Annotated in this window: 21 protein-coding genes; 7 read left to right on the forward strand and 14 right to left on the reverse strand. The window is 45.0% G+C overall.

Features of this window, described 5'->3' with window-relative positions:
• Positions 1–64 precede the first annotated feature (64 nt).
• A complete protein-coding gene (gene ftsY, locus OCU90_RS16745) occupies positions 65–1,330 on the reverse strand; it encodes a signal recognition particle-docking protein FtsY (RefSeq protein ID WP_061025665.1) in 1,266 nt (421 codons plus the stop codon).
• Between the two features lie 230 nt (positions 1,331–1,560).
• Here ftsY and rsmD point away from each other — a divergent pair, with 230 nt between their 5' ends.
• A complete protein-coding gene (rsmD, locus tag OCU90_RS16750; RefSeq protein ID WP_004736589.1) occupies positions 1,561–2,163 on the forward strand; it encodes a 16S rRNA (guanine(966)-N(2))-methyltransferase RsmD in 603 nt (200 codons plus the stop codon).
• A 10-nt stretch (positions 2,164–2,173) separates the two neighbouring features.
• The gene (locus OCU90_RS16755) at positions 2,174–2,440 is read left to right on the forward strand and encodes a DUF1145 domain-containing protein (protein ID WP_004736590.1); all 267 of its coding nucleotides are present in this window, start codon (positions 2,174–2,176) and stop codon (positions 2,438–2,440) included.
• Positions 2,441–2,557: 117 nt separating this feature from the next.
• On the opposite strand, the gene OCU90_RS16760 is transcribed toward OCU90_RS16755, so the two are convergent.
• From OCU90_RS16760 to OCU90_RS16775, 4 genes are all read right to left on the reverse strand, one after another.
• A complete protein-coding gene (locus tag OCU90_RS16760) occupies positions 2,558–3,142 on the reverse strand; it encodes a YhgN family NAAT transporter (protein WP_009848232.1) in 585 nt (194 codons plus the stop codon).
• A gap of 218 nt (positions 3,143–3,360) precedes the next feature.
• Positions 3,361–3,597 carry a YecH family metal-binding protein gene (locus tag OCU90_RS16765; RefSeq protein WP_017084862.1) on the reverse strand — a complete coding sequence of 79 codons (237 nt, stop codon included), beginning with the start codon at positions 3,595–3,597 and terminating at the stop codon, positions 3,361–3,363.
• Between the two features lie 90 nt (positions 3,598–3,687).
• Complete coding sequence (locus tag OCU90_RS16770; protein WP_004736594.1) at positions 3,688–4,308, reverse strand: lysoplasmalogenase; 621 nt, start codon at positions 4,306–4,308, stop codon at positions 3,688–3,690.
• Between the two features lie 927 nt (positions 4,309–5,235).
• Positions 5,236–5,610 carry a hypothetical protein gene (locus OCU90_RS16775; RefSeq protein ID WP_004736595.1) on the reverse strand — a complete coding sequence of 125 codons (375 nt, stop codon included), beginning with the start codon at positions 5,608–5,610 and terminating at the stop codon, positions 5,236–5,238.
• Positions 5,611–5,854: 244 nt separating this feature from the next.
• Here OCU90_RS16775 and OCU90_RS16780 point away from each other — a divergent pair, with 244 nt between their 5' ends.
• On the forward strand, positions 5,855–6,184 hold the full coding sequence (locus OCU90_RS16780; protein ID WP_004736596.1) for a DUF2500 domain-containing protein: 330 nt from the start codon (positions 5,855–5,857) through the stop codon (positions 6,182–6,184).
• A 59-nt stretch (positions 6,185–6,243) separates the two neighbouring features.
• On the opposite strand, the gene OCU90_RS16785 is transcribed toward OCU90_RS16780, so the two are convergent.
• The 7 genes from OCU90_RS16785 to rhtB form a co-directional block, all read right to left on the reverse strand.
• Positions 6,244–7,257 carry an acyltransferase gene (locus tag OCU90_RS16785; protein WP_061025667.1) on the reverse strand — a complete coding sequence of 338 codons (1,014 nt, stop codon included), beginning with the start codon at positions 7,255–7,257 and terminating at the stop codon, positions 6,244–6,246.
• 124 nt (positions 7,258–7,381) lie between these two features.
• Positions 7,382–8,602: an organoarsenical effux MFS transporter ArsJ gene (arsJ, locus tag OCU90_RS16790; RefSeq protein WP_061025669.1), complete on the reverse strand. Its 1,221-nt coding sequence runs from the start codon at positions 8,600–8,602 to the stop codon at positions 7,382–7,384.
• A gap of 97 nt (positions 8,603–8,699) precedes the next feature.
• Positions 8,700–9,191 (reverse strand): cyclin-dependent kinase inhibitor 3 family protein, encoded by a 492-nt coding sequence (locus tag OCU90_RS16795; RefSeq protein ID WP_061025671.1) that lies wholly within the window; start codon positions 9,189–9,191, stop codon positions 8,700–8,702.
• Positions 9,192–9,378: 187 nt separating this feature from the next.
• A complete protein-coding gene (locus OCU90_RS16800; RefSeq protein ID WP_017083181.1) occupies positions 9,379–10,380 on the reverse strand; it encodes an ArsJ-associated glyceraldehyde-3-phosphate dehydrogenase in 1,002 nt (333 codons plus the stop codon).
• Positions 10,381–10,553: 173 nt separating this feature from the next.
• Positions 10,554–10,895 (reverse strand): metalloregulator ArsR/SmtB family transcription factor, encoded by a 342-nt coding sequence (locus OCU90_RS16805; protein WP_004736602.1) that lies wholly within the window; start codon positions 10,893–10,895, stop codon positions 10,554–10,556.
• 99 nt (positions 10,896–10,994) lie between these two features.
• A complete protein-coding gene (locus OCU90_RS16810; protein ID WP_054548349.1) occupies positions 10,995–12,215 on the reverse strand; it encodes an EAL and HDOD domain-containing protein in 1,221 nt (406 codons plus the stop codon).
• Between the two features lie 43 nt (positions 12,216–12,258).
• The gene (rhtB, locus tag OCU90_RS16815) at positions 12,259–12,876 is read right to left on the reverse strand and encodes a homoserine/homoserine lactone efflux protein (protein ID WP_004736604.1); all 618 of its coding nucleotides are present in this window, start codon (positions 12,874–12,876) and stop codon (positions 12,259–12,261) included.
• Between the two features lie 81 nt (positions 12,877–12,957).
• Between rhtB and OCU90_RS16820 the strand changes: the two genes are divergently transcribed.
• Together OCU90_RS16820 and OCU90_RS16825 are read left to right on the forward strand one after the other, a co-directional pair.
• On the forward strand, positions 12,958–13,938 hold the full coding sequence (locus OCU90_RS16820; RefSeq protein ID WP_061025672.1) for an alpha/beta fold hydrolase: 981 nt from the start codon (positions 12,958–12,960) through the stop codon (positions 13,936–13,938).
• A 231-nt stretch (positions 13,939–14,169) separates the two neighbouring features.
• A complete protein-coding gene (locus OCU90_RS16825; protein ID WP_004736606.1) occupies positions 14,170–14,997 on the forward strand; it encodes a Cof-type HAD-IIB family hydrolase in 828 nt (275 codons plus the stop codon).
• Between the two features lie 82 nt (positions 14,998–15,079).
• Here the strand turns inward: OCU90_RS16825 and OCU90_RS16830 are convergent, their stop codons facing one another.
• Entirely contained in the window at positions 15,080–15,547 is a 468-nt protein-coding gene (locus OCU90_RS16830) for an EVE domain-containing protein (RefSeq protein WP_061025674.1), read from the reverse strand.
• 39 nt (positions 15,548–15,586) lie between these two features.
• Here OCU90_RS16830 and OCU90_RS16835 point away from each other — a divergent pair, with 39 nt between their 5' ends.
• The gene (locus OCU90_RS16835; RefSeq protein WP_061025676.1) at positions 15,587–17,131 is read left to right on the forward strand and encodes a COG3650 family protein; all 1,545 of its coding nucleotides are present in this window, start codon (positions 15,587–15,589) and stop codon (positions 17,129–17,131) included.
• Between the two features lie 2 nt (positions 17,132–17,133).
• The gene (locus tag OCU90_RS16840) at positions 17,134–17,730 is read left to right on the forward strand and encodes a tRNA-uridine aminocarboxypropyltransferase (RefSeq protein ID WP_061025678.1); all 597 of its coding nucleotides are present in this window, start codon (positions 17,134–17,136) and stop codon (positions 17,728–17,730) included.
• Between the two features lie 146 nt (positions 17,731–17,876).
• Here OCU90_RS16840 and OCU90_RS16845 read toward each other — a convergent pair whose 3' ends face one another.
• Positions 17,877–20,357: a bifunctional diguanylate cyclase/phosphodiesterase gene (locus OCU90_RS16845; RefSeq protein ID WP_061025679.1), complete on the reverse strand. Its 2,481-nt coding sequence runs from the start codon at positions 20,355–20,357 to the stop codon at positions 17,877–17,879.
• Positions 20,358–20,447: the final 90 nt, after the last annotated feature.

Here is a 20,447-nt window from a genome sequence, read left to right on the forward strand (position 1 = left end):
TACGATCACTCATATCAAATTTAAAACGGTAGCAGGTTAAGGATAAACCACTTTGCTACTCGCGTTACTCTTCGCGGCTAAATAGTGCTTCAATAAAGTCTTTAGACTCAAATGGACGCAGGTCATCAATACCTTCACCCACACCAATGTAGCGGATTGGAATCTGGAACTGATCAGCAATTGAGAAAATCACGCCGCCTTTCGCCGTACCATCTAGCTTAGTGAGCGTAATACCCGTTACCGGCGCTACTTCACTGAATAGTTTCGCTTGGCTGATCGCATTCTGACCAGTGCCAGCATCTAGTGTAAGCATGATTTCGTGCGGTGCAGAGTCATCAATCTTCTTCATTACACGAACAATCTTACGCAGCTCTTCCATCAAGTTGCTCTTGTTCTGCAAACGACCTGCAGTATCAGCAATCACAACATCAACACCACGCGCTTTCGCCGCTTCAATGGCATCGTAGATAACAGACGCGCTATCGGCACCTGTGTGCTGAGCGATCACAGGAACGTTATTACGTTGACCCCAAACCTGAAGTTGTTCAACCGCTGCCGCACGGAAGGTATCACCCGCCGCCAACATCACTTTCTTGCCTTCACTTTGGAATTGTTTAGCCAGCTTACCGATGGTGGTTGTCTTACCGACACCGTTCACGCCAACCATTAAAATAACGTAAGGTGTTTTAGTCGTATCAACAACCAGTGGCTGTTCCACTTGGCTTAAGATATCTGCCATCTCTTCTTTGAGCAGACCATATAGAGCTTCACCGTCTTTTAGGTCATTGCGAGATGCTTTTTCTGTCAGGTTTTCAATGATCTTAACCGTGGTATTCATGCCCACGTCAGCGATCAGAAGTTGCTCTTCTAGTTCTTCAAACAGATCTTCATCGATTTGTTTACCCTTGAACAAGCCAAAGAAGCCAGCACCGATGTTTGCTTTAGTGCGGCTAAGACTACGCTTAAGGCGCGCAAAGAAGCTTTCTGTCGGCTTATCTTGAACTTCTTCAACCTGAGCTTGAGGAACAGCAACTTCTTCCTTTTCTGCTTCTGCTTCTGCTTCTGCTTCTGCTTCTGCTTCTGCTTCTGCTACGACAGGCTGCTGCTCTTGCTGAATCTCTTCAAGCGCTTGCTCTGAATCAACTGGCTTAGATTCAACTGGCGTAGTTGCCTCTAGTTCAGACTCGGCTTGTTCAACCTCGACTTGTGATTCAACTTCAGTTTGATCTTCAACGTTTTCTACGTTCGCTTCATTCTGAGTTTTTGGGCTTTGTTCTTCGTCACCAAAACCAAGCCACGATAATAATCCGCGCTTCTTTTTTTCCGTCATCAGAGGAGTTTCCTAGATCTACTAATTAGCTGTATTGACTTAATACACGTCGACTCTTTGCTATTGTTATACAATACAAGCTTGTACAAACGAATAGTAAAGAAAAATGACAAAGCAGTGATAAGTTTGCTTTTAGCTTGATACACTTTGTCATTGCAAATTTATTTAATACTCGAACCCACTTAAATTGGGCTCGGTATAGTATCACTTTATTAGCGGTCAAAAAATCTATGGTAAGACGTCGCCAGCAAAACACATCACAAAAAAAGCCATCCGGAGGCTTTGTTCGAATTATTAGTGGCTCATGGAGAGGTAGAAAGCTGCCTGTTCATGATTTAGAAGGATTACGCCCAACCATTGACCGAGTAAAAGAGACACTCTTTAACTGGGTGGCTCAAGATATCCCACATTCAACTTGCTTGGATGTATTTGCCGGTTCTGGCGGTCTAGGTTTTGAAGCTGCTTCTCGCCAAGCAAAAATGGTGACACTGCTCGAAATGAATCAAAAGGCGGCCAAACAGCTTTCTGATAACGCGAAAGAGCTTAAGGCAGACAACATCAATGTCGTGAATACTGATGCTATCTCTTTCCTTAAGAAGCCAGGTACTCCTTACGATATGGTTTTCCTTGATCCACCATTTCGTAAAGGCTTACTTGCAGAAACTGTACAACTGCTTGAGAGCAATGGCTGGTTGGCAGACAACGCCATCATTTACGTCGAGACAGAAAAAGAGCTGCAGCTTGAGGCTATGCCAGAGAACTGGGAATTGCATCGCGATAAGACCACTGGCCAGTCTAGCTACCGACTGTTTAATCGAACCACTGAAGAATAGGAGTTATTGAATGAAGTTCTTACTTCCACTAGCAAAAGTAGCCATCGCCTTTGTTTGGTTTATCTTAATCGTAAATATTTTCTATCCATTCCCGGGTAATGCTGCGATTGCGCTTTATATCATGACAGCGTTCTTGTTCTTCATGCACGGCCTGCAGATGCTGATTTTTATCGGTGCATTCGGCGATAAGATCGAAATGTCACGTTGGGAGAAGTGGTCAATATTGATTTTCGGAGTCTTTGCCCTCCTCGATATCCGACGCAAACACATGATGTAATCAAGCTTAAGCTCAGATATAAAACGCTTAGCTACAGAAAACATCATGACAGAAACATTAAATACAAGAACGCCGCTCATTTGAGCGGCGTTTTTTTATTCAGCAATGATACTGATGTTAGCCCATGTAGCCTTTTACACCATCTAGGAACATTTGCGTCGACAACATAACCAACAACAAGCCCATCAAGCGTTCGATGGCTTTAAGGCCTCGCTCACCTAGCACTCGCAGGAAGAAACCATTAAACATCAGAATAAAGAAGGTCGCGCCCCAAGCCAGCATCACTGCGCCTGAAAGCTCTAACATGTTGTCAGGGTGCTGTGTCGACAACAGAATCAATGCAGCAATCACCGACGGGCCTGCAATCATAGGGATCGCCATCGGCACGATAAACGGTTCTTCACCCGCCGCTAGGCCGGTAATACTACCCGCGCTTGGGAAAATCATCTTAATCGCGATGATGAACAGAATAATACCACCAGAGATACTCAAGGTTTCAGGCTGCACGTGCAGGAAGTTCATAATGCTTTGGCCAGCAAACAAGAACAACAGCAGGATAATCAGTGCAAACATCAGTTCACGAACAAGAACAATACGGCGACGCTTCGGATCAATATGCTTAAGGATAGAGAGCACGATTGGTAGATTGCCAAGCGGGTCCATAATAAGAAACAGCATGGTTGCTGCAGATAAAATTTCCATAAGTTTGTCTCGAAAAGCGTAAGTGCGCGGAGTATAGCAGCCTCAACATTGATTTTCGAACGCAGTAATAAAAGGATTAATTTACGTAATTAGAAGGGAATTTTGCGAGAGCAGATAGAAAGCTAGAAGAGATAATTTAAAGAGTGGATCCGAAAACATCGCATCCACTCATCTTATATAAAAGTCAAAAGGCTCAAAAAACCAGTTGTTACTCGAGATTAGTGGTTACACACACGTTCACGATTGGTGCAAAGTTTGTCATCAACAACCACGACCTTTTCCATCTTCAGGAAAAATTTCAGCAGGCCATCCAAATCCAGACCATTTAGCTTACACGTATGGAAGCGAGTTTCTGCACCATATGTTTGAGCGAGCTCTTGCGTCAACTCTTCACGAGTCAGGGGCTTTTCACTCAGTAGGTTTAAAACGTTGTGTGCATGAATTTCGGTAGTCATAACTCTATCCCATGTTTAATGAAGTAGACGTAGAGTACCTACTTTCATCTTAGCTGCCTTGATGTAGCTCAGAATTAAGCTAGCTCTACCCTAAATGGTAAGGGAAGCAACAATGAGAGCGTGCGCGAGAAAGTAACTGCCCGTCACCCAAAAGTAGGCACCCTTAATTGGGCTACGATAGAAATTTAGCGCATACGCCAGGGCCGAAAGTAGTAACACGCTACAGCCAGCAAAACCAACCGCATGTGACAATTGAGGATCAAGCAACCAGAGCTCACCAGAAGCCCATGCAAGCTGAATAAGCACGATACCCATGATAACCACAGGAAAGACGAGTTTGTCTAAGCGAGGCAGAAGTAAGAAGAAAGCAACGACACAAGCCGCTAATAGAAGCGCGAACAACCACCAGACCATTTCTCCTGATAGCTGTAACCAAAATGCTTTGCTGTAACAGAGCTGAGCCAATAAGAAGCACACAAAATGCAGAGGACGTTTTTGAGTAACCGTATGAAGGACATCTGCGATTGCAGAGATCGCCAACCCAGCGACTATCCAATAGGTAAAGTCAGCAACGACAGATTGAGTTAAAGCAATGGTCGCCAATAATACAAAGGTAAATACCTTATACGACAAGGCCTGACCGATATGTCCATGTTTCGTTCCTGCTATTGCTCCGATACCAGATAAGGAAACCGCCAACCAACTCCACATACCATTTGCCCCATTGCTTTAAATCGTCGCCAGTCTAGGCACACGAGTGTTGATGTAAAGCCTCAGCCCCTCAAAATTGGATCTTGATTACGCTTCCACTAAAAAGAGCCTCTTTAGATTGAAGTCGTAACAATTACTATGATGACTATGGCTATTCTTTTAAAACTAGAGCGATTCATCGACAAACTTATTTAAATTGGCATTAGAGCGTCCAGACTTGAATTTTAGTCACTTCTAACCTATAGACTCCTTATAAAGCCCCCATATATCGTCAAATACCACACTTGAAAATTTAAAAACACTGCACTTAAGATCAATTATAACAATAACTTAAACAAACAAATACAGAATTAATAGGGGAATGAAAACACCACATCACTCTAGACTTACAAAGTAAGTGGCTTGCTTTCTTAAAACCCAACTTTGTCAGGTTTTTTCAAGTCCTCTGTAAAAATTCCTACAAAAATCAATCCGAAAAATTTAAAATAGAACAAAATCAAAGCCAGAAACCACCAACCCCTATTAATACAGTTTAACAACCTTTAACAATATAAATTACACAAAATGACCATTATAAAACAACAACTTAAATCAAAAATGGATAAACATGAAGCACAACGTATAAAATAAGAACACACCAAAAAACACAGTTAAACACACCCAAACAAGCCAAAAACCAATAGTTTTCTACTACTTTTAAAGCTTTCGAAAGTAATTCTTGATCTAAACCTATAAGTAGTGCTATTCTTTAAAACATAGCGAGAGACAACCAAATTTAGGAGTAGTGTTATGATTTCATCTTCGCAAAGACAAGGACTTGTAATGATCGCGGTAGTTGTAGGTCTAATGACACTACCGATGATGTACTAAGCAAGTTACAAATAAAAAAAGGGACGCCATGAGCGTCCCTTTTTTTGTTCAATTTTTTCACTTCGAAAACAGATGCAGCGTTAGCACATCCCAGTTCGCATAATAGAAACCCGCAGCTGCTAAAGTCATTGCCATCATCAGTAAGATCGCAACTCGCCAGATAAAACGACCACTACGTGGAGTCAGCTCCTTCTCACAGTCGTTACACATCATGATGAACTTATGTTGGTCTTCCAACTTAGCCTCATGTTCATTGACTACCTTATTACGACACGTTGCGATATAACGCAGCTTGCTCACCATATCGTGCGGTAGCCTTTCTTCACAGCTTGTTACAAGCTCATGCAATCCTTCGCCTTCGGCATGATATTGAAGCCTCAATAACTTCTCTATATTGCGAGTTCTTGTCACCACTTTTTCAATATCGGTCATCTTGGCCCTCCCACTCCACACTATAATTCTAGTCGAGCATTCCCTTATTTTTATACAAATTTACTGATATTTACGTGAGAAAGAGACAATAAATAACAATGCTTTATCCCAAACAAGCCACTAAATGTGATGTCTGCCGAAAAATAATCAGCTTGGCTTACAACAGTTCACGAATAACAGCTTTAAACACATATCCCTATTGCTTGAAAGACTAGAATAACCATCACGACTACATGGAGGTTATATGCCTAATTCACTCTTTTTTGCCATCTTTGCACTTGCTGGTCTAGCGGCTTGGGTATTTATTGGTTTCTATCGAAAACACTCGCAAGGTGAAAATGCGCCAGAAAAGAAAGTGAATGTCACGGTGTTAGACAAACAATCCATCGACCTTCCTGACGCAGAACCTGGCCAAGAAGATCAAGAGTACTGGATTTACGTTCAACGTGGTGTCGTTGGTCCAAAACGAGAATTCCAAGTCGGCATCCACTACTTCCACGCCCTTAACCCTGGCGACAAAGGAACCTTAACCTACCAAGGCGATAAGTTCTTACACTTTGCGTTGAAGCGCTAACCCTAGCCGCCTCAACTGTCTCTTCTAAGCAATCCATCAGAAAGCCTTAGCACCCACCGCTAAGGCAATAACCAACGCGTTCTCTCTGACTTAGAGACCAACCAGCTCATCCATAACGCGCCAGCTCCGCTGATCACGATCCATAATGGAATAACCCAAGCAGGATGTCCTTGGTACCAACCGAATTCTTTCATTGGCCATAAGAAAATCGGGTGCAGCAGGTAAATACCTAAGCTGTGCTTACTGATAAAACCAACCACTTGATTGCTCTTCTCAGACAAGCCTTCACCATAGTAACGGCACACCATGAACACCATGCTCGCCGCTAATACGGTATTCAACGTCTTGTAAGATAACCAACGCCCTACCGTGTACTCTTCTGCTACCAAGCTTGCATCAACCACCATGTAAACCGTAGTCAGTAACGCTAACCCACCCAGTAACACACTCACGCCAACTGTCATCTTGTTAAGTGGCACAATCTTGTACAGCAAGTAACCCAATGGTAAGTAGCCGGTGTACAACCACAATTCGTGACTCCAAGGGCCATCGATTTTTAGTAAGAACAGCAATGTTGTGAACAACCATACCGCCGTAAAGGCATAGACAGATCTATCACCGTACTTTCTGACCATGATCTGCAAGAACGGAATAACAAAGTAGAGTGGGATAAAGTAATAAAAGAAGCCAAGGTGATAGTAGGTATAGTGATGATAGCTATTGAGTAGCACATCCCAACTAACGTCAGCATCAAAGCCCATCGCAGACCAACCCGATAGGTAGGTATAGAACAGCGACCAGGCAATGAAAGGGATCAGCACCTTACCCAGACGACGCTTGAGGTAGTACTTGGCGTCAAACGGGCGCTGATCACTCAGCATCAGAGCACCAGTAATCAATATGAACACCGGCACTGCCCAACGACTGAAACCGTTCACCGTAATGGCGGTCAGCCATTCACCGAAAGGAATGGTGCCTAATTCATTGCGATAAGGCGCCAAAACATGAATCGCGATAACCGCTACGGCCGCGACACATCGTGCTAAATCAAAAAAGAGAATTCGCAGCTTCATGTAAATGCCTGATTAATATTCAATCATTCTACTATAGCAATAAAAAAGCTGACCGGAATAAATACCAAGTCAGCTTAGTGTTAAAGGAGACGCTTATCGCGAATTTAGCTCATACGACGCTAGCTTATGCCGCTGAGATTTGCGGCACTTTAGGTAAACGCAGAGAGATCACCGTCGTTATCGCTAAGAACGCAAAAGATACCCACAAACACGCAGACAAACCGGCCATTTGGAATACCAACCCTGACAAGATAGTGCCAATCAAACGGCCCATTGCATTTGCCATGTAATAGAAACCGACATCAAGAGAAACGCCATCGCCTTTCGCATAACTCACAATAAGGTATGAGTGCAGCGATGAATTCACCGCAAAGATGGCACCAAACACCATCAAGCCACCGATAATAACGAACTCGGGTTGCCAGCCAATTTGCACCGCATAGGCAATACCGGCAGTCACGATAGCCAACGCACCTGCCCATAACAACGCGGCATGGCCATCTGGCACCTTGCCTTGTGCTTTACCAGTAATCTTGGGTGCAATGCCCTGCACAAAGCCATATGCGATGGTCCAAACCGCTAAGAAGCCACCCACCCATGAGTGATCCCACCCAAACACGCTGCCTAGGTAAATCGGCAAAGCAATCACAAACCACACATCACGAGCACCAAACAGGAACATACGCGCAGCAGATAGGATGTTGATGGATTCAGACTTAGAGAAGATCTGTTTGAATTTAGGTTTGGTTTTAGCTTTACCCATGTCCGCTTCTAAGCTCGCCAAGCTGCCGATGAACACTAATGTCAGTACAGCAGCCATCGCAAGCACTGCATATTGGAAACCAATTGTTGAAAGCAGCAAACCACCAATAAAGAACCCTGCGCCTTTAAGCGCATTCTTAGAGCCGGTCAGAATCGCTATCCACTTATAAAGCGCACCCTGCTGTTCATCAGGTACCAGAGTCTTAATCGAGCTCTTGGCACTCATCTTATTGAGGTCTTTAGCAATACCAGACAAAGCCTGCGCCGCCATTACCCAAGGAATGGTCAACATGGCTGATGGCACCGCGAGCATACCCAAGGCGACGACTTGCATCCCTAACCCGATGTTCATGGTCTTGTTGAGGCCAAGACGCGCCCCTAACCAGCCACCGATTAGGTTGGTCACCACACCAAAGAATTCATAGAAAAGGAACAGTGAGGCGATTTCTAGTGAACTGTAGCCAAGGTCGTAAAAATACAGAACCACCAGCATACGAAGTGCACCATCAGTAATGGTGAAGTTCCAGTAGTTGAAAGTCACCAACATATATTGGCGAACGCTCTTACTTAGATTTGAAAACATAACGCTATCTCTGCAATCTAAACAAAAAGAGCTTTTGGATCATGATAAGTTCAACACTCCAGATACCAAAAGCTCCCTGTATTCCAACAATGGCTTATTAGCTGTTCGCTACGCCATTAATGTATTCAACCTGAATAGGCTTAGTAAATGCGCCCGGACGCAGTGCCTGCACCTCTTGAACAATCTTGCTCAGATCCCAGCTCTTCTCTAGCAGCAGATGTGCAGCGAGTAAACCAGTGCGACCAGAACCGCCCATGCAGTGCATTGCTACCTTGCCGCCGTTATCAACCACTTGATGCAACGCAGGGCTAGCCGCTTGCCATTTCGCAGCAAAATCAGCACCCGGTGCACAGTCGTCTTCAATTTCGGTCTGGAACCATTGCATGCCTAGCGCACGTGTTTTTTCGCCAAGTGCCGCCACGTCTTTACTTGCAAGCTCATGGTCATCAAGTGCTGTCACGATAGCTTCAACGCCTTGTGCTTTCAGTTGCGTTAATGATGCATCTAGGTCAGCGTCTTTAGTACCTGGGCACGGAGTAAGCACTAACGCACCAGTTTCTAGATCTAGTTGCCATGTTGGGTGTGTCATTATGTATTCTCTTAAAATTCTTATAGAACCGATACTCAAAATAATTGGAGTTGCAGGTAGGCAACCTTTTCCCTAAAAAGGAATGAAGTTCAGCCCTATGAGCATAGTGGGTCTATGTGATTAGGGCGGCCGGCGTTCCGGTGAACTTACGCAGTTAACAACGCTGCAGCTTTAAGTATGAAGAGTATTATGCTAAACCGACGGTACGAACCAGCTCAGCGGTACGTGTCGCGTAACCCATCTCGTTGTCGTACCAAGCGTAGATCTTAACCATGCGCTTACCGACCAACATCGTTGATAGTGCATCCACGATGGTTGAGCGTTGATCGCCTTTGTAATCGATAGAAACCAGTGGACGCTCTTCAAAGCCAAGAATGCCTTTCAGTTCGTTCTCAGACGCTTCTTTCAGCATCGCGTTAACTTCTTCTACCGTGGTGTCTTGCTTCACTTCGAAGATGATGTCTGTCAGAGAAGCATTCGCTAGTGGTACACGAACCGCGTGGCCGTTGATACGGTTTTCAAGCTCTGGGAAGATCTCAACAATCGCTTTGGCGCTGCCCGTTGTTGTTGGGATAAGGCTCATGCCACATGCTCGTGCACGGCGTAAGTCTTTGTGGGGCGCATCAAGAATCGTTTGCGTGTTAGTTAGATCATGAATAGTGGTGAAAGCTGCGTTCTCGATACCAAGCTTCTCGTTGATCACCTTAACCACTGGCGCGAGACAGTTGGTTGTACAAGACGCTGCCGTTACGATTTTATGTACCGCAGGATCGAAGATATTGTCGTTCACACCGACAACGATGTTTGCGATGCCTTCTTCTTTCACAGGAGCTGATACCACAACGCGCTTCACACCTTGCTCTAGGTATTTGTTTAGGAAAGATGTCTTACGGTGAACACCTGTCGCTTCGATAACCACATCACAACCAGACCAATCGATCGCATCAATGTCGCGCTCTTTTGTGGTTTTGATGCGTTGACCATTGATGATCATCTCGTCGCCTTCAACAGCCACTTCGTGATTCCAACGACCTTGAACCGAATCGAATTCAAGAAGGTGAGCCAATGTTGCTGTGTCGCCAGCAACATCGTTAATTTGAACAAATTCTAGCTCATCCCAATCGAATGCTGCGCGAAGTGCTAGACGGCCGATACGACCAAAACCATTAATACCTACTTTGACTGTCATTTTCTGTTCTCTCAGTTAATTGCCTTCATATTTGAAGCCGCAGCGTTGTTGACTACGTTCACTTACCGGATCGCCGGCCTCCCTAATCACATAGAGCCACTATGCTCACAGGGATAAGTTCACTTGTCGCCTAGCTGCAACTCCAACTATTTCGGCATTAAGTTTTAATGTATTTAAACGCAACATACTGGGCGTGAGTTCATCGACTCTAAGCGCTCAATATCTTGCTGGTATTCAGTTTTCAAACAGTTCGATGCGATAAGGTCGTCAATTAACTTTAGCATCCAACCTGGTAAATCTTGTGACAGGCGGTAAAACACCCACTGCCCTTGGCGAACATCAGTCAAAATGCCGTTTGAACGCAACTGCGCAAGATGGCGTGAAACCTTTGGCTGACTTTCTTGCAATGCCTGAGTCAACTCACCAACCGATAAGCACTCATTGCGAACGATCAACATTAAGCAACGCACTCGCGTTTCATCGGACAGTAATTTAAAAAATTGGTGAGGAAGCATAAATACATACTCATATATGGATATGCATATATATTAGATATAAAAAAACGCACGTCAAGGCGTGCGTTATAATTGTCATAAAAGTTTAACGAAGATAAATCAGAGCTGATTGGTTACGTTATGACTCCAGCGTCGAGCTTCGGTGAGCTCAGTTTTAACCTGTTCCACACTCAATCCTAAATGAGCACAGTGCTCATCCATCTGCTGCCAATCGGCATGCTCAAAGCTCTCTTCAAGGGCCAGCAAGGTTCCATATGGCCCTTCTCTACGTAGCAGAGCCACCTTGATACTTTTACACAAGGGCAGTTGCTCAACTAAATTCTCTAACGACAAGTCGAGCAGCGCATCAAGCAACGAGAACAAACCAATCATAAAGGCTTGCTCGGCATGCCCTTCAAATGCCTGATAACGAGACATACGTTGGCAGAACTGAGCTCGCTGAAGCGATAAGCCATATAGCTCTTTTGGCTTCTTATCAGAGACATAAGACGCCACCGCCAACGAGACAAACATTTTCAGCTTCTCTTGCCCCAGATAAACCAAAGCCTGGCGGAACGAAGAGATGGTGACCTCAAGACGAGGTGACATGGTATTCACAAAACGCAGTAACTTATACGACAAGGCAACATCTTTCGCGACGATGCTTTCGACACGTTGAAAGTTGACTTCCGGCTTACACACTTCTTGGAACAGCTCCATAGCAATTACTTGCTCAGGGCTAATGTACTTGGTCTTGATGATTTCAGGTTTGCTGAAGAAGTACCCTTGGAAGAACTTAAAACCCGCCTCTTTCGCTTGCTTAAACTCTTGCTCAGTTTCGACTCTTTCAGCCAGAAAGCTAAACTTCTTCCCTTGATGAGCTCTTACCAAATCACACGCTTCATTCAAGCCCATTTGCATGATATCGAGCTTAACAATATGCGTGTATTTAAGGAATCGTTCCCATTCTGGCGTAGAGGTAAAATCATCTAGGGCAATCATGTACCCCGCTTGATAGAGCTCTTTGACCGCTTCTAACAGCTCATCCGTCGGTTGGCAGGTTTCAAGAATCTCGACCACCACCTTGTCTTTCGGCAAGCCTAAAGGAAGTCGACGAATCAAGCTTTGATGAGGGAAATTAATAAAACAGCGCGAAGATGGAATCGAAGGGTTATGCCCAACCGATAAGAAGTTCTCAACAATCAGACGATACGTTGCTCGATTAGACTCAATATGCGCTGGGTAGGCATTCCTTTCTCCGTCGCGAAACAACAGCTCATAACCAAGCGTGTTCTTGTTACGGTTTAAGATAGGTTGTCGAGCAACGTAGGTAGCGGTCATTTATCTATAACTCTATTGATTTATCTATAACTGTATTGCTTTACTAAGCTTTAGCGGCAGCAAGCAAGGCACCGCAACCCATGAACATACCACCAAATATTTTATTTATCTTACTCATTATACGATCAGAACGAATAAAACGTCCCATTTGTGAAGCTAATGAGGTGTAACCCAACATAACAACACTATCAATGAATACGGTTGTAACTCCTAGCACTAATAACTGCGGTGCTTGCGGTTGTGTAGGATCGATAAATTGAGGAAACAAAGCCACCAAAAACACGATAGATTTTGGGTTAGTTAGATTGATAAGCACGGCATTTCTAAGCAGCTTACCACTCGATAGCGTTGAGCTTTCTTCTGAAGCCACCAAGCTAGAATTATCACGCCATTTTTGAATACCCAACCAAACAAGGTAAACCACGCCTACCCATTTGATGATGGTGAACGCCAACGCAGATTGAGCCACCAGTGCACCAATACCGGCACCCACCAGCATGATGTGGAATGCAAGACCGAGCTGTAAGCCGGCGATCGACGCAAGTGACTTCTTGGTGCCATAACTTAGCCCATTGCTGATTGAGTTAACGGTACCAGAGCCCGGAGCCAAACTAAACAATATCGCCGTGACGACATAAGCAAGCCAAACATGAGTATCCATTTGCATTTCCTTACTAGTTCTTTAATCTAACAACATTAGTAGCGATAAAGCTCTCACATGCATCAGTTCAGGTAACTTCCCATGGAAAACCACAGTGCCGCCCCATTTTCGTACACGCAAGAACCTGAGTTCGAGCAAGCGATTAAACACCCGATCTCTGCCCTTTGGCAACAACGTAAAGATGGGTATGTCACATCATCAGGTAAAAAGAAGCTGTACTGGTGTAGCCTAACCTCACCAACGCACACCAAAGCCATTGTGATTTCAAATGGCCGCATTGAGTGTTGCTTGAAATACCAAGAACTCTTTTATGATTTTTATCAGCAAGGCTATGACGTTTATTCATTTGACCACCAAGGTCAAGGCCAGTCGGAACGCATGGTAACAGACTCTGACATTGGTCACATTCATGAGTTTGATGATTACGCCTCAGATATGTCTGACGTCATTGCCAGTTTTGACCTAAGCCGATACTCCAATCGCTACCTACTGGCACACTCAATGGGCAGCACCATAGCCACTCGCTATCTACAAACTCATCCCGATCACCCGTTTGACAAAGTTACTCTGTGCGCTCCGATGTTTGGGATTAAGACTGAATGGTACTTCAAGCCCATCGCGATGGTTGTTGGACAAGTACTCACCGCTTTCTATGCTAAGCCGACTTATGCCCCGGGGCAGCAAGCGTACTACTCTAAGCCCTTCGAAAATAACTTACTCAGCCACAGCAAGGTACGCTATCACTGGTTCCGTTGCTTGTATGACGGCTCCCCTTCTTTGCAGGTTGGCGGACCAAGCACTCGCTGGGTATGGCAAGGGTTAATGGCAGCCAAGCAGGCGATACAACAAACTCGTCAAATCAAGATCCCACTGCTATTGATTCAAGCTGGTGAGGAGAAGATTGTCAGCAACAGCGCTCAAGTGAAGTTCATCAATAAACTGAAGAAAACCAACTCAGCCTGCCAGTTTAAGGCCATTGAAGGGTCTAAGCATGAGGTGCTGTTTGAGAAAGACGAATATCGCAATCAAACACTGAATGCTATCAATCAGTTTTTTGCCTAGAGCTAATAAACTAATAAACTAATAAACTAATAAACTAATAAACTAATAAGCGAATAAGCTGAGTAACCGACCAAGAACATAAGCGCTAAAGAGGAAGAGAAGTAAGTGAGCTTTGCCCTCTTTTCTTGCATGAAATTGGCATACAATTTCTACCTAGAGATATTGTAGTTAAAACGATTCTAGCGTTGGCTAGCGTCGATATTGGTTAAGCATTTTTGCAATGAGGGTTAAATGAGTATTCCTGCACTAAAAGATTCCGTGAAAATTGTTGCTTCTGATTTAGATGGTACGCTTTTGGCTCCCAACCATCAGCTAAGCGACTTTACCAAGCTAACACTTAAGAAATTACACGACCAAGGTTATACCTTTATCTTCGCTACGGGTCGTCACCACGTCGATGTGGCGGGTATTCGTCAGATCGCAGGTATTCCGGCGTACATGATCACTTCAAACGGTGCACGCGTGCATGACCAGAACGATCAACTGATGTATAGCCAGAACGTGCCTCAGGAACTCGTTCAACCTGTTATCGATATTGTTCGCCAAGACCCAAATCTCTTTATTCACATGTACCAGAATGAAGATTGGCTACTGGACCGTGAAGACGAAATGCTGGCAAAATTCCACAGTGAGTCTGGCTTTAGCTACAAGCGCTTTGAAGCAGAAAATGCACCAAGCGAAGGTATTGCGAAAGTCTTTTTCACTCACCCAGAGCAGGACCACGAATATCTCGTCACGTTTGAACAAAAGCTAAGAGATGCTTTTGGCGACAAACTGAACATCGCCTTCTCTACACCTTGGTGTCTGGAAGTGATGGCCGCTGAAGTCTCTAAAGGCCACGCCCTAGACGCTGTTGCGAAATCACTGAACCTGACACTGGATAACTGTGTTGCCTTTGGTGACGGAATGAACGATGCCGAGATGCTGGCTATGGCAGGCAAAGGCTTAGTGATGGGTACATCGCATGAGAAAGTATTTAAAGCTTTACCAGACAATGAAGTGATTGGCAGCAGCGCAGACGACGCCGTTGCTCACTACCTAGAAAAGCACCTGCTCTAATCTCGTCGAAGAGATCTGAATAAATAAAAAGGCAGCCAATGGCTGCCTTTTTTGAACCTTACGTAAAAAGCTCTCTCTAACGCTAACGAGAACCTAGCACTTCTTTGCTTAAGATCGCCTGCCACTCTTGCTCTGTAACTGGCATGATGGATAAGCGATTGCCCCGTTTAACCAACAGCATTTCTGCTAGCTCAGGCATCGCTTTAAGCGTTGCCAAAGGAATTAAGCGCTCAGTCACTCGCACAAACTCGACATCCACCATTATCCAGCGCGGGTTGTCTGGCGAAGACTTGGCATCGTAGTAATCACTTTCTGGATCGAATTGAAAATGGTCTGGGTAGGCTTCTCTGGTTACTTTAGCGATCCCCGCTACGCCAACTTTCTTACATGATGAATGGTATATCATCACCAGGTCTCCAAGCTTAACGTCATCGCGCATCATGTTTCGAGCCTGATAGTTGCGTACACCCTCCCAACAAGAGGTTTTTTGTACTCTCAGAGTCTGAATAGAGAAGGTGTCGGGTTCTGTTTTAAATAACCAATATGCCATAATAAATCCAATTAACGGTTGCTCCGAGGAAGATATAACATGAAGGTAATGAAAAACCCAGTGACATGGCTAGTCGCATTCGCTCTACAAGGCTGTGTTACGGCACCTGATACGCCGCAACAACCTGAACTGCCTCCAGCAACCTTGGATGAGCCACTGAGCATTCAACCGCAAACCTTCATCATGCGTGGTCAGGTAGTGGTTGGCCATGAAAGCCGAACCTTCACCCCTTGCGGTAGCCAACAACAATACTGGTTAGATTTAACGCCAGAACTCGCATTAGAAGCGCAAGGGCTCTCAACGAGACCTTACCAAGCCTTATACGGCGAGCTGATTGGTCATCTAACCGTACCGAGCCAAACAGGGTATAACGCAGATTTCACGGCACGTTTCGTGGTTGATCAAGTGAATATTCTCACCGCAGAAAACCCTGACCGTTGTGACCAACCCCTGCGTTCAACACGTGTATTCGGCAATGAACCTTTCTGGTCAGCAAGCTTCGATAAAGACCAGCTCAAATACACTAAGATGGGCGAACAGCCACAGATCCTCGATATTGAATCAAGCCGCACCACACCAAGCAGTCGTGATTACCAATTAGAAGGTAAAGCAGCGCAAGGCCAACTCAACCTTACGAAAGAGAGTTGCAGCGACGGCATGAGCGATTCTATCTATGGATGGCATGCCAAGCTTAGCCTTAATGACAGTAACTATAATGGCTGTGCAACGGTCTCTAACCAAGATCCAACATTGGACTGGAGCGGGCTCTACTTCGCTAGCTCAACGCAGAACACTGGATTCTCTATCAACCTTGAGCTCAACGATGACCACAGCGCCATTACGACATACTCGTACAGCAATGGAGACCCTTCGATTGTTGAACAAGGCTTCTGGCAGCAACTGAACCAAAATCAGGTACAAGTGGTTATGACTCGCCACCAGCAACAGTATTTAATCTCCGAGCGCATCTTCACGCTCGATAGCGGCAAGCTGGTCGCTGAAAAAGAGAAAGTGGGCAACGTTGTCTACCCGATTGCCAATGGCGGTCTGGTGCTATTCGAAGCTAAGAATACACAAACGCAAGTCAACACCACCGCTAACGTTGATCTAACCGCAAAGCAGGTGAACTCCAGCGATCAACTTGATCAAAAAGTCGACCAAGCGATCCGCGAATACTTTAAGATCAATAACACCTCACCAGACAATACTAAGTACCGCTGGTTAACCTACGACTTAAATGGCGATGGTAAAGAAGAACTGTTTGCCCAGCTCGATTGGTGTGGCTCTGGTGGCTGTACACTGCTTATTTTTGAAAATCATCAAGATAACTGGCGCTTCAATAGCCGAGTGACACTGGTTAAGGGCGATATACGCTTAGGTAAATCGCAAAACCACGGTTGGCAAGATCTGATCTTCAATGTCAGCGGCGGCGGTGCAACACCAGCGAAGCACACATTGTCATATTCAGGTGTGAGCTACCCACTCAACCCAAGTGTCGCTCCAGTTGCAGATGATGCTGATATCAGCGACGTGGTTTTGTTTGCTGATGGTGTATCACCTGCACAAAGTGGAGTTAAGCTGTAAAGATGAGTAACCAACAAGCTTGCCATGGTTGTGGCTTCACTCACCAGTGCGTTTGTCATCTAATACCGACGGTTGAAAGCCAAACCGATCTTGTCCTACTGACTCATGAGAATGAGCTGTCACGAGACACCAACACCGGAAAGTTGCTTCAGCAATCCCTTGAGCAGTGTCAGTCCATTGTGTGGCAAAGGAAAACACCACCAGCCGAGCTAATGGCGCTGCTTGAAGATGAAACACGACAACCGTTTCTTTTATTCCCGAGTGATCAAAGCATCGAGTGTCAGCAAGCAGTGATGACCCAAGCCATGAGTCGAAAACCGCTATTCATTATCTTGGATGGCACATGGCAAGAAGCGAAGAAGATGCTTAACAAGAGCTCGTGGTTACAAGCTGTCCCACAAGTTCACCTCGACATCACCAGCGAATCCTCTTACACCTTGCGCCGCAATCAAGACAGTGGCCATCTGTGTACTTGCGAAGTGGGTATTGAGTTACTCAAATCTTTAGGTGAAAGCGAACCTGCCAAGCTTATTGATGACTACTACCAACAGTATCTAAAAGTATTCCACGCCGACAAATGTGGCCACGCTCTCAAATAGATCAAGCAGGCGCGCGAGAAGGCAATAAGCACATTTCAGGGCGGGACAGATACTAAAAACAAAAAGGGTGAGCCATAAACTCACCCTTTTTACATTGTACTTTCGTTATTGAACCAACCAGTGTTTCACGTGAAACTCTCGCTCCATCAAAACAAACGCTGAGGTTGACCAAAGTAATACCCTTGCAGGTAATCGACGCCCATGTCTTCTGCAATACGACACACCTGTTCATTATGTACGAACTCCGCCACCGTCTTAGCATTCAGAATCTGACATAAGCTCACCAGCTGTTGGGCTATTTTGCGTTGCTTTTTATCCTTATCGATATTGCGAATTAAACTGCCATCAAGCTTTATCACTTGTGGTTCCAGTTTCAAGATCTCATCAATGTTCGAATAGCCTGAACCAAAGTCATCGACAATAATATTCACACCAAGATCTCGGAAGTGATTACACACCTCGATCAAGCGACCGTAATCCTGAATTTGTTCCGTTTCTAACACCTCTAAACCAATACGCTGTGGGTGACTGATTTTTTTGATGGCTTGCTCAAGGTGAAGAATGGTTTTCTCATTGCTAAAATCTTGTGGCGCCAAGTTAATTGAGAACGAATCGGTTCGCTGACTCATAAAATCGAAGGTGCGCGTTATCATCTGGCGACTCAGGCGTGTATAGAGATGGGTTCCCTCAATGATCGGCAAGAACTTACCCGGCGCAATCAACTGACCGTCCTCTTCAATTCGAACTAAGCACTCATAGCTTTCTACTTGATGGCTATGCGCCGATACAATAGGTTGAGAGCACGCAACAATATTTTGATTGAGCACTGCGCGGCTCACACACGATAGCCAGCCGAGTTGCTCTTGGCGATGCTTCTCGAGTTGAATTAACGTCTTGGCACTCACCAGATGTTTATTTTGGCTCACCGCACTGCGTCGAGCTTCAATCGCTTTCAGTAACAAGTCATCTATCGAGGTCGCAGGAAAGTCTCGACGACTCGCGACACCCGCACAGATTGAAACCGAAAGATAATCGATATCGGGTAGCCCCATCGGCTCAAAATTGACATGCTCGGTTTGGTCTGAAAATTCAGAGAAACGCTGATGAATGTGTTCTTGGCTGGCCCAACTATTAAACACCACCGCCCACTCACCAATACCAATACTGTAGAGCTGGCAACCCTCATCAAAAAACTGCCACAGCGCTTTCTGAAAGTAATCACTCAGATCATGCAGAAGTTTGTCACCTACTCGATAACCATACTTCTCATTGATTTGACCAAATGTGGTGACCTTCAAAGCCAACAAATGACTGTCAGAGCTCATTTGTGACAGCTTCTCACGCAGTACACTTCTATTGGGTAGCCCAGTGCGACGATCAATTCGGTAGCTCGCCGTCAATGCGGTCGCTTGTTGCTGAATCTTACTCGCCATACTGTTGTTCATGTCATCAACATCAAGCAGTGCATTTCGAATCAATGAAAACAGAGGCGATATATTGGTCGCGGGTTGTGTCTCTAATGGCTGTACAGCCTTGCCTTCACCTTCTCTAAGCGCGAGATACGTGAGGCTATGATGCAGGATTCGTTGTTGGCCACGCTCTTGATAGAGTTCTCCCATGCAGTACACACCATAGGTGTCTGCGAGCTTCTGGAAGACCTCTACTTCTTGGTTACCATCAATAAAATCGATACGAGAGGTGCAGTTGTAGATAAAAAACTGCTCCGGTTTATGAGAGGCAATCTGTTGAACACCGAGTCGGATCTGCTCCAAGGTCAGTGAAGGATGGTCGTAACAAAACCTGACCTCATCACCAATCTGAAAATGACCACTAAATTCTATCTCTCCACAATCTCTCACCTTGAGTGGCAAGTGAATGTTTTGTTCTTTCGGGTCACCGACCATCAAGGGGAAATTATGCAGTTGTTCGAAAGGTACTTCGAGGCCATCAGCAAGGTAGCGATTATAAAGATCGCGAACAGGCATACCATCCAATTCAGCTAACCGGTTATCTTGAGCACCAGTAACACGGAAGGTGCGGCCAATAGGGTTCCACTCGGTGTAATAACCCTTGGTGGTTGCGAGCTCAACGCTGTGCAGCGCCAACATCACATAAGCATTCTCATAGCAAATGCCATCTAGCATTACCCATCGCCCATTATCTGTGATGGTCGATGCACCTCCGCAGATCGGTAATGAATATCTCGATTGTTCAAACGCTGAAAATAAGTCGCGGTTGTTTATCTGCAAGCGATCCGCGAAACAGATGATACTTTGAGTATTGGTATTGCACTCAAGCTGCTGCCACATCGATTGACTATCGAATAGTGGTTGCTTGCTGTATTCGACAACGCCACAAGTGTAAGAGGTCGCATCGAAGCGAGTGACAATAAGATAGAGACCTTGATGCAGGATGACACCTTGGCTGATGTAGTGGTTTGCACTACAGCCAATCAGCCTAGCATTAGGGAAAGTCGCTTGAATCACTTGGCAGGCAGCCAAAACCGAACCTTTCTCGAAAGAAGAAAACACCTGAATCAGTAGGTCTTCATGTTGATGAAAATCTATCTTTTGCAATTCACGCTGGGTTTGCTCTATATCTTGTATCAGGAGAGAGGTCGATTGCATATTCACATTAATCGTTACGTTAATGATTGGTTATTGTGCTTATTATAGATAAGGCTTGCACGGAATACTTACGATCGTCTTATAAATAAT

The organism is Vibrio splendidus, from assembly GCF_024347615.1.
Classification (GTDB): domain Bacteria; phylum Pseudomonadota; class Gammaproteobacteria; order Enterobacterales; family Vibrionaceae; genus Vibrio; species Vibrio splendidus.

What these genes read in the sequence shown, in the direction of transcription:
- arsJ (WP_061025669.1), bottom strand. Translation starts at nt 8,602, where the DNA reads ATGTTTTCAAATCTAAGTAAGAGCGTTCGCCAATATATGTTGGTGACT.
- OCU90_RS16775 (WP_004736595.1), bottom strand. Translation starts at nt 5,610, where the DNA reads ATGACCGATATTGAAAAAGTGGTGACAAGAACTCGCAATATAGAGAAG.
- OCU90_RS16800 (WP_017083181.1), bottom strand. Translation starts at nt 10,380, where the DNA reads ATGACAGTCAAAGTAGGTATTAATGGTTTTGGTCGTATCGGCCGTCTA.
- OCU90_RS16765 (WP_017084862.1), bottom strand. Translation starts at nt 3,597, where the DNA reads ATGACTACCGAAATTCATGCACACAACGTTTTAAACCTACTGAGTGAA.
- OCU90_RS16820 (WP_061025672.1), top strand. Translation starts at nt 12,958, where the DNA reads ATGGAAAACCACAGTGCCGCCCCATTTTCGTACACGCAAGAACCTGAG.
- OCU90_RS16805 (WP_004736602.1), bottom strand. Translation starts at nt 10,895, where the DNA reads ATGCTTCCTCACCAATTTTTTAAATTACTGTCCGATGAAACGCGAGTG.
- OCU90_RS16785 (WP_061025667.1), bottom strand. Translation starts at nt 7,257, where the DNA reads ATGAAGCTGCGAATTCTCTTTTTTGATTTAGCACGATGTGTCGCGGCC.
- OCU90_RS16760 (WP_009848232.1), bottom strand. Translation starts at nt 3,142, where the DNA reads ATGGAAATTTTATCTGCAGCAACCATGCTGTTTCTTATTATGGACCCG.
- ftsY (WP_061025665.1), bottom strand. Translation starts at nt 1,330, where the DNA reads ATGACGGAAAAAAAGAAGCGCGGATTATTATCGTGGCTTGGTTTTGGT.
- OCU90_RS16835 (WP_061025676.1), top strand. Translation starts at nt 15,587, where the DNA reads ATGAAGGTAATGAAAAACCCAGTGACATGGCTAGTCGCATTCGCTCTA.
- OCU90_RS16845 (WP_061025679.1), bottom strand. Translation starts at nt 20,357, where the DNA reads ATGCAATCGACCTCTCTCCTGATACAAGATATAGAGCAAACCCAGCGT.
- OCU90_RS16780 (WP_004736596.1), top strand. Translation starts at nt 5,855, where the DNA reads ATGCCTAATTCACTCTTTTTTGCCATCTTTGCACTTGCTGGTCTAGCG.
- OCU90_RS16810 (WP_054548349.1), bottom strand. Translation starts at nt 12,215, where the DNA reads ATGACCGCTACCTACGTTGCTCGACAACCTATCTTAAACCGTAACAAG.
- OCU90_RS16795 (WP_061025671.1), bottom strand. Translation starts at nt 9,191, where the DNA reads ATGACACACCCAACATGGCAACTAGATCTAGAAACTGGTGCGTTAGTG.
- OCU90_RS16840 (WP_061025678.1), top strand. Translation starts at nt 17,134, where the DNA reads ATGAGTAACCAACAAGCTTGCCATGGTTGTGGCTTCACTCACCAGTGC.
- rsmD (WP_004736589.1), top strand. Translation starts at nt 1,561, where the DNA reads ATGGTAAGACGTCGCCAGCAAAACACATCACAAAAAAAGCCATCCGGA.
- OCU90_RS16830 (WP_061025674.1), bottom strand. Translation starts at nt 15,547, where the DNA reads ATGGCATATTGGTTATTTAAAACAGAACCCGACACCTTCTCTATTCAG.
- OCU90_RS16825 (WP_004736606.1), top strand. Translation starts at nt 14,170, where the DNA reads ATGAGTATTCCTGCACTAAAAGATTCCGTGAAAATTGTTGCTTCTGAT.
- rhtB (WP_004736604.1), bottom strand. Translation starts at nt 12,876, where the DNA reads ATGGATACTCATGTTTGGCTTGCTTATGTCGTCACGGCGATATTGTTT.
- OCU90_RS16755 (WP_004736590.1), top strand. Translation starts at nt 2,174, where the DNA reads ATGAAGTTCTTACTTCCACTAGCAAAAGTAGCCATCGCCTTTGTTTGG.
- OCU90_RS16770 (WP_004736594.1), bottom strand. Translation starts at nt 4,308, where the DNA reads ATGTGGAGTTGGTTGGCGGTTTCCTTATCTGGTATCGGAGCAATAGCA.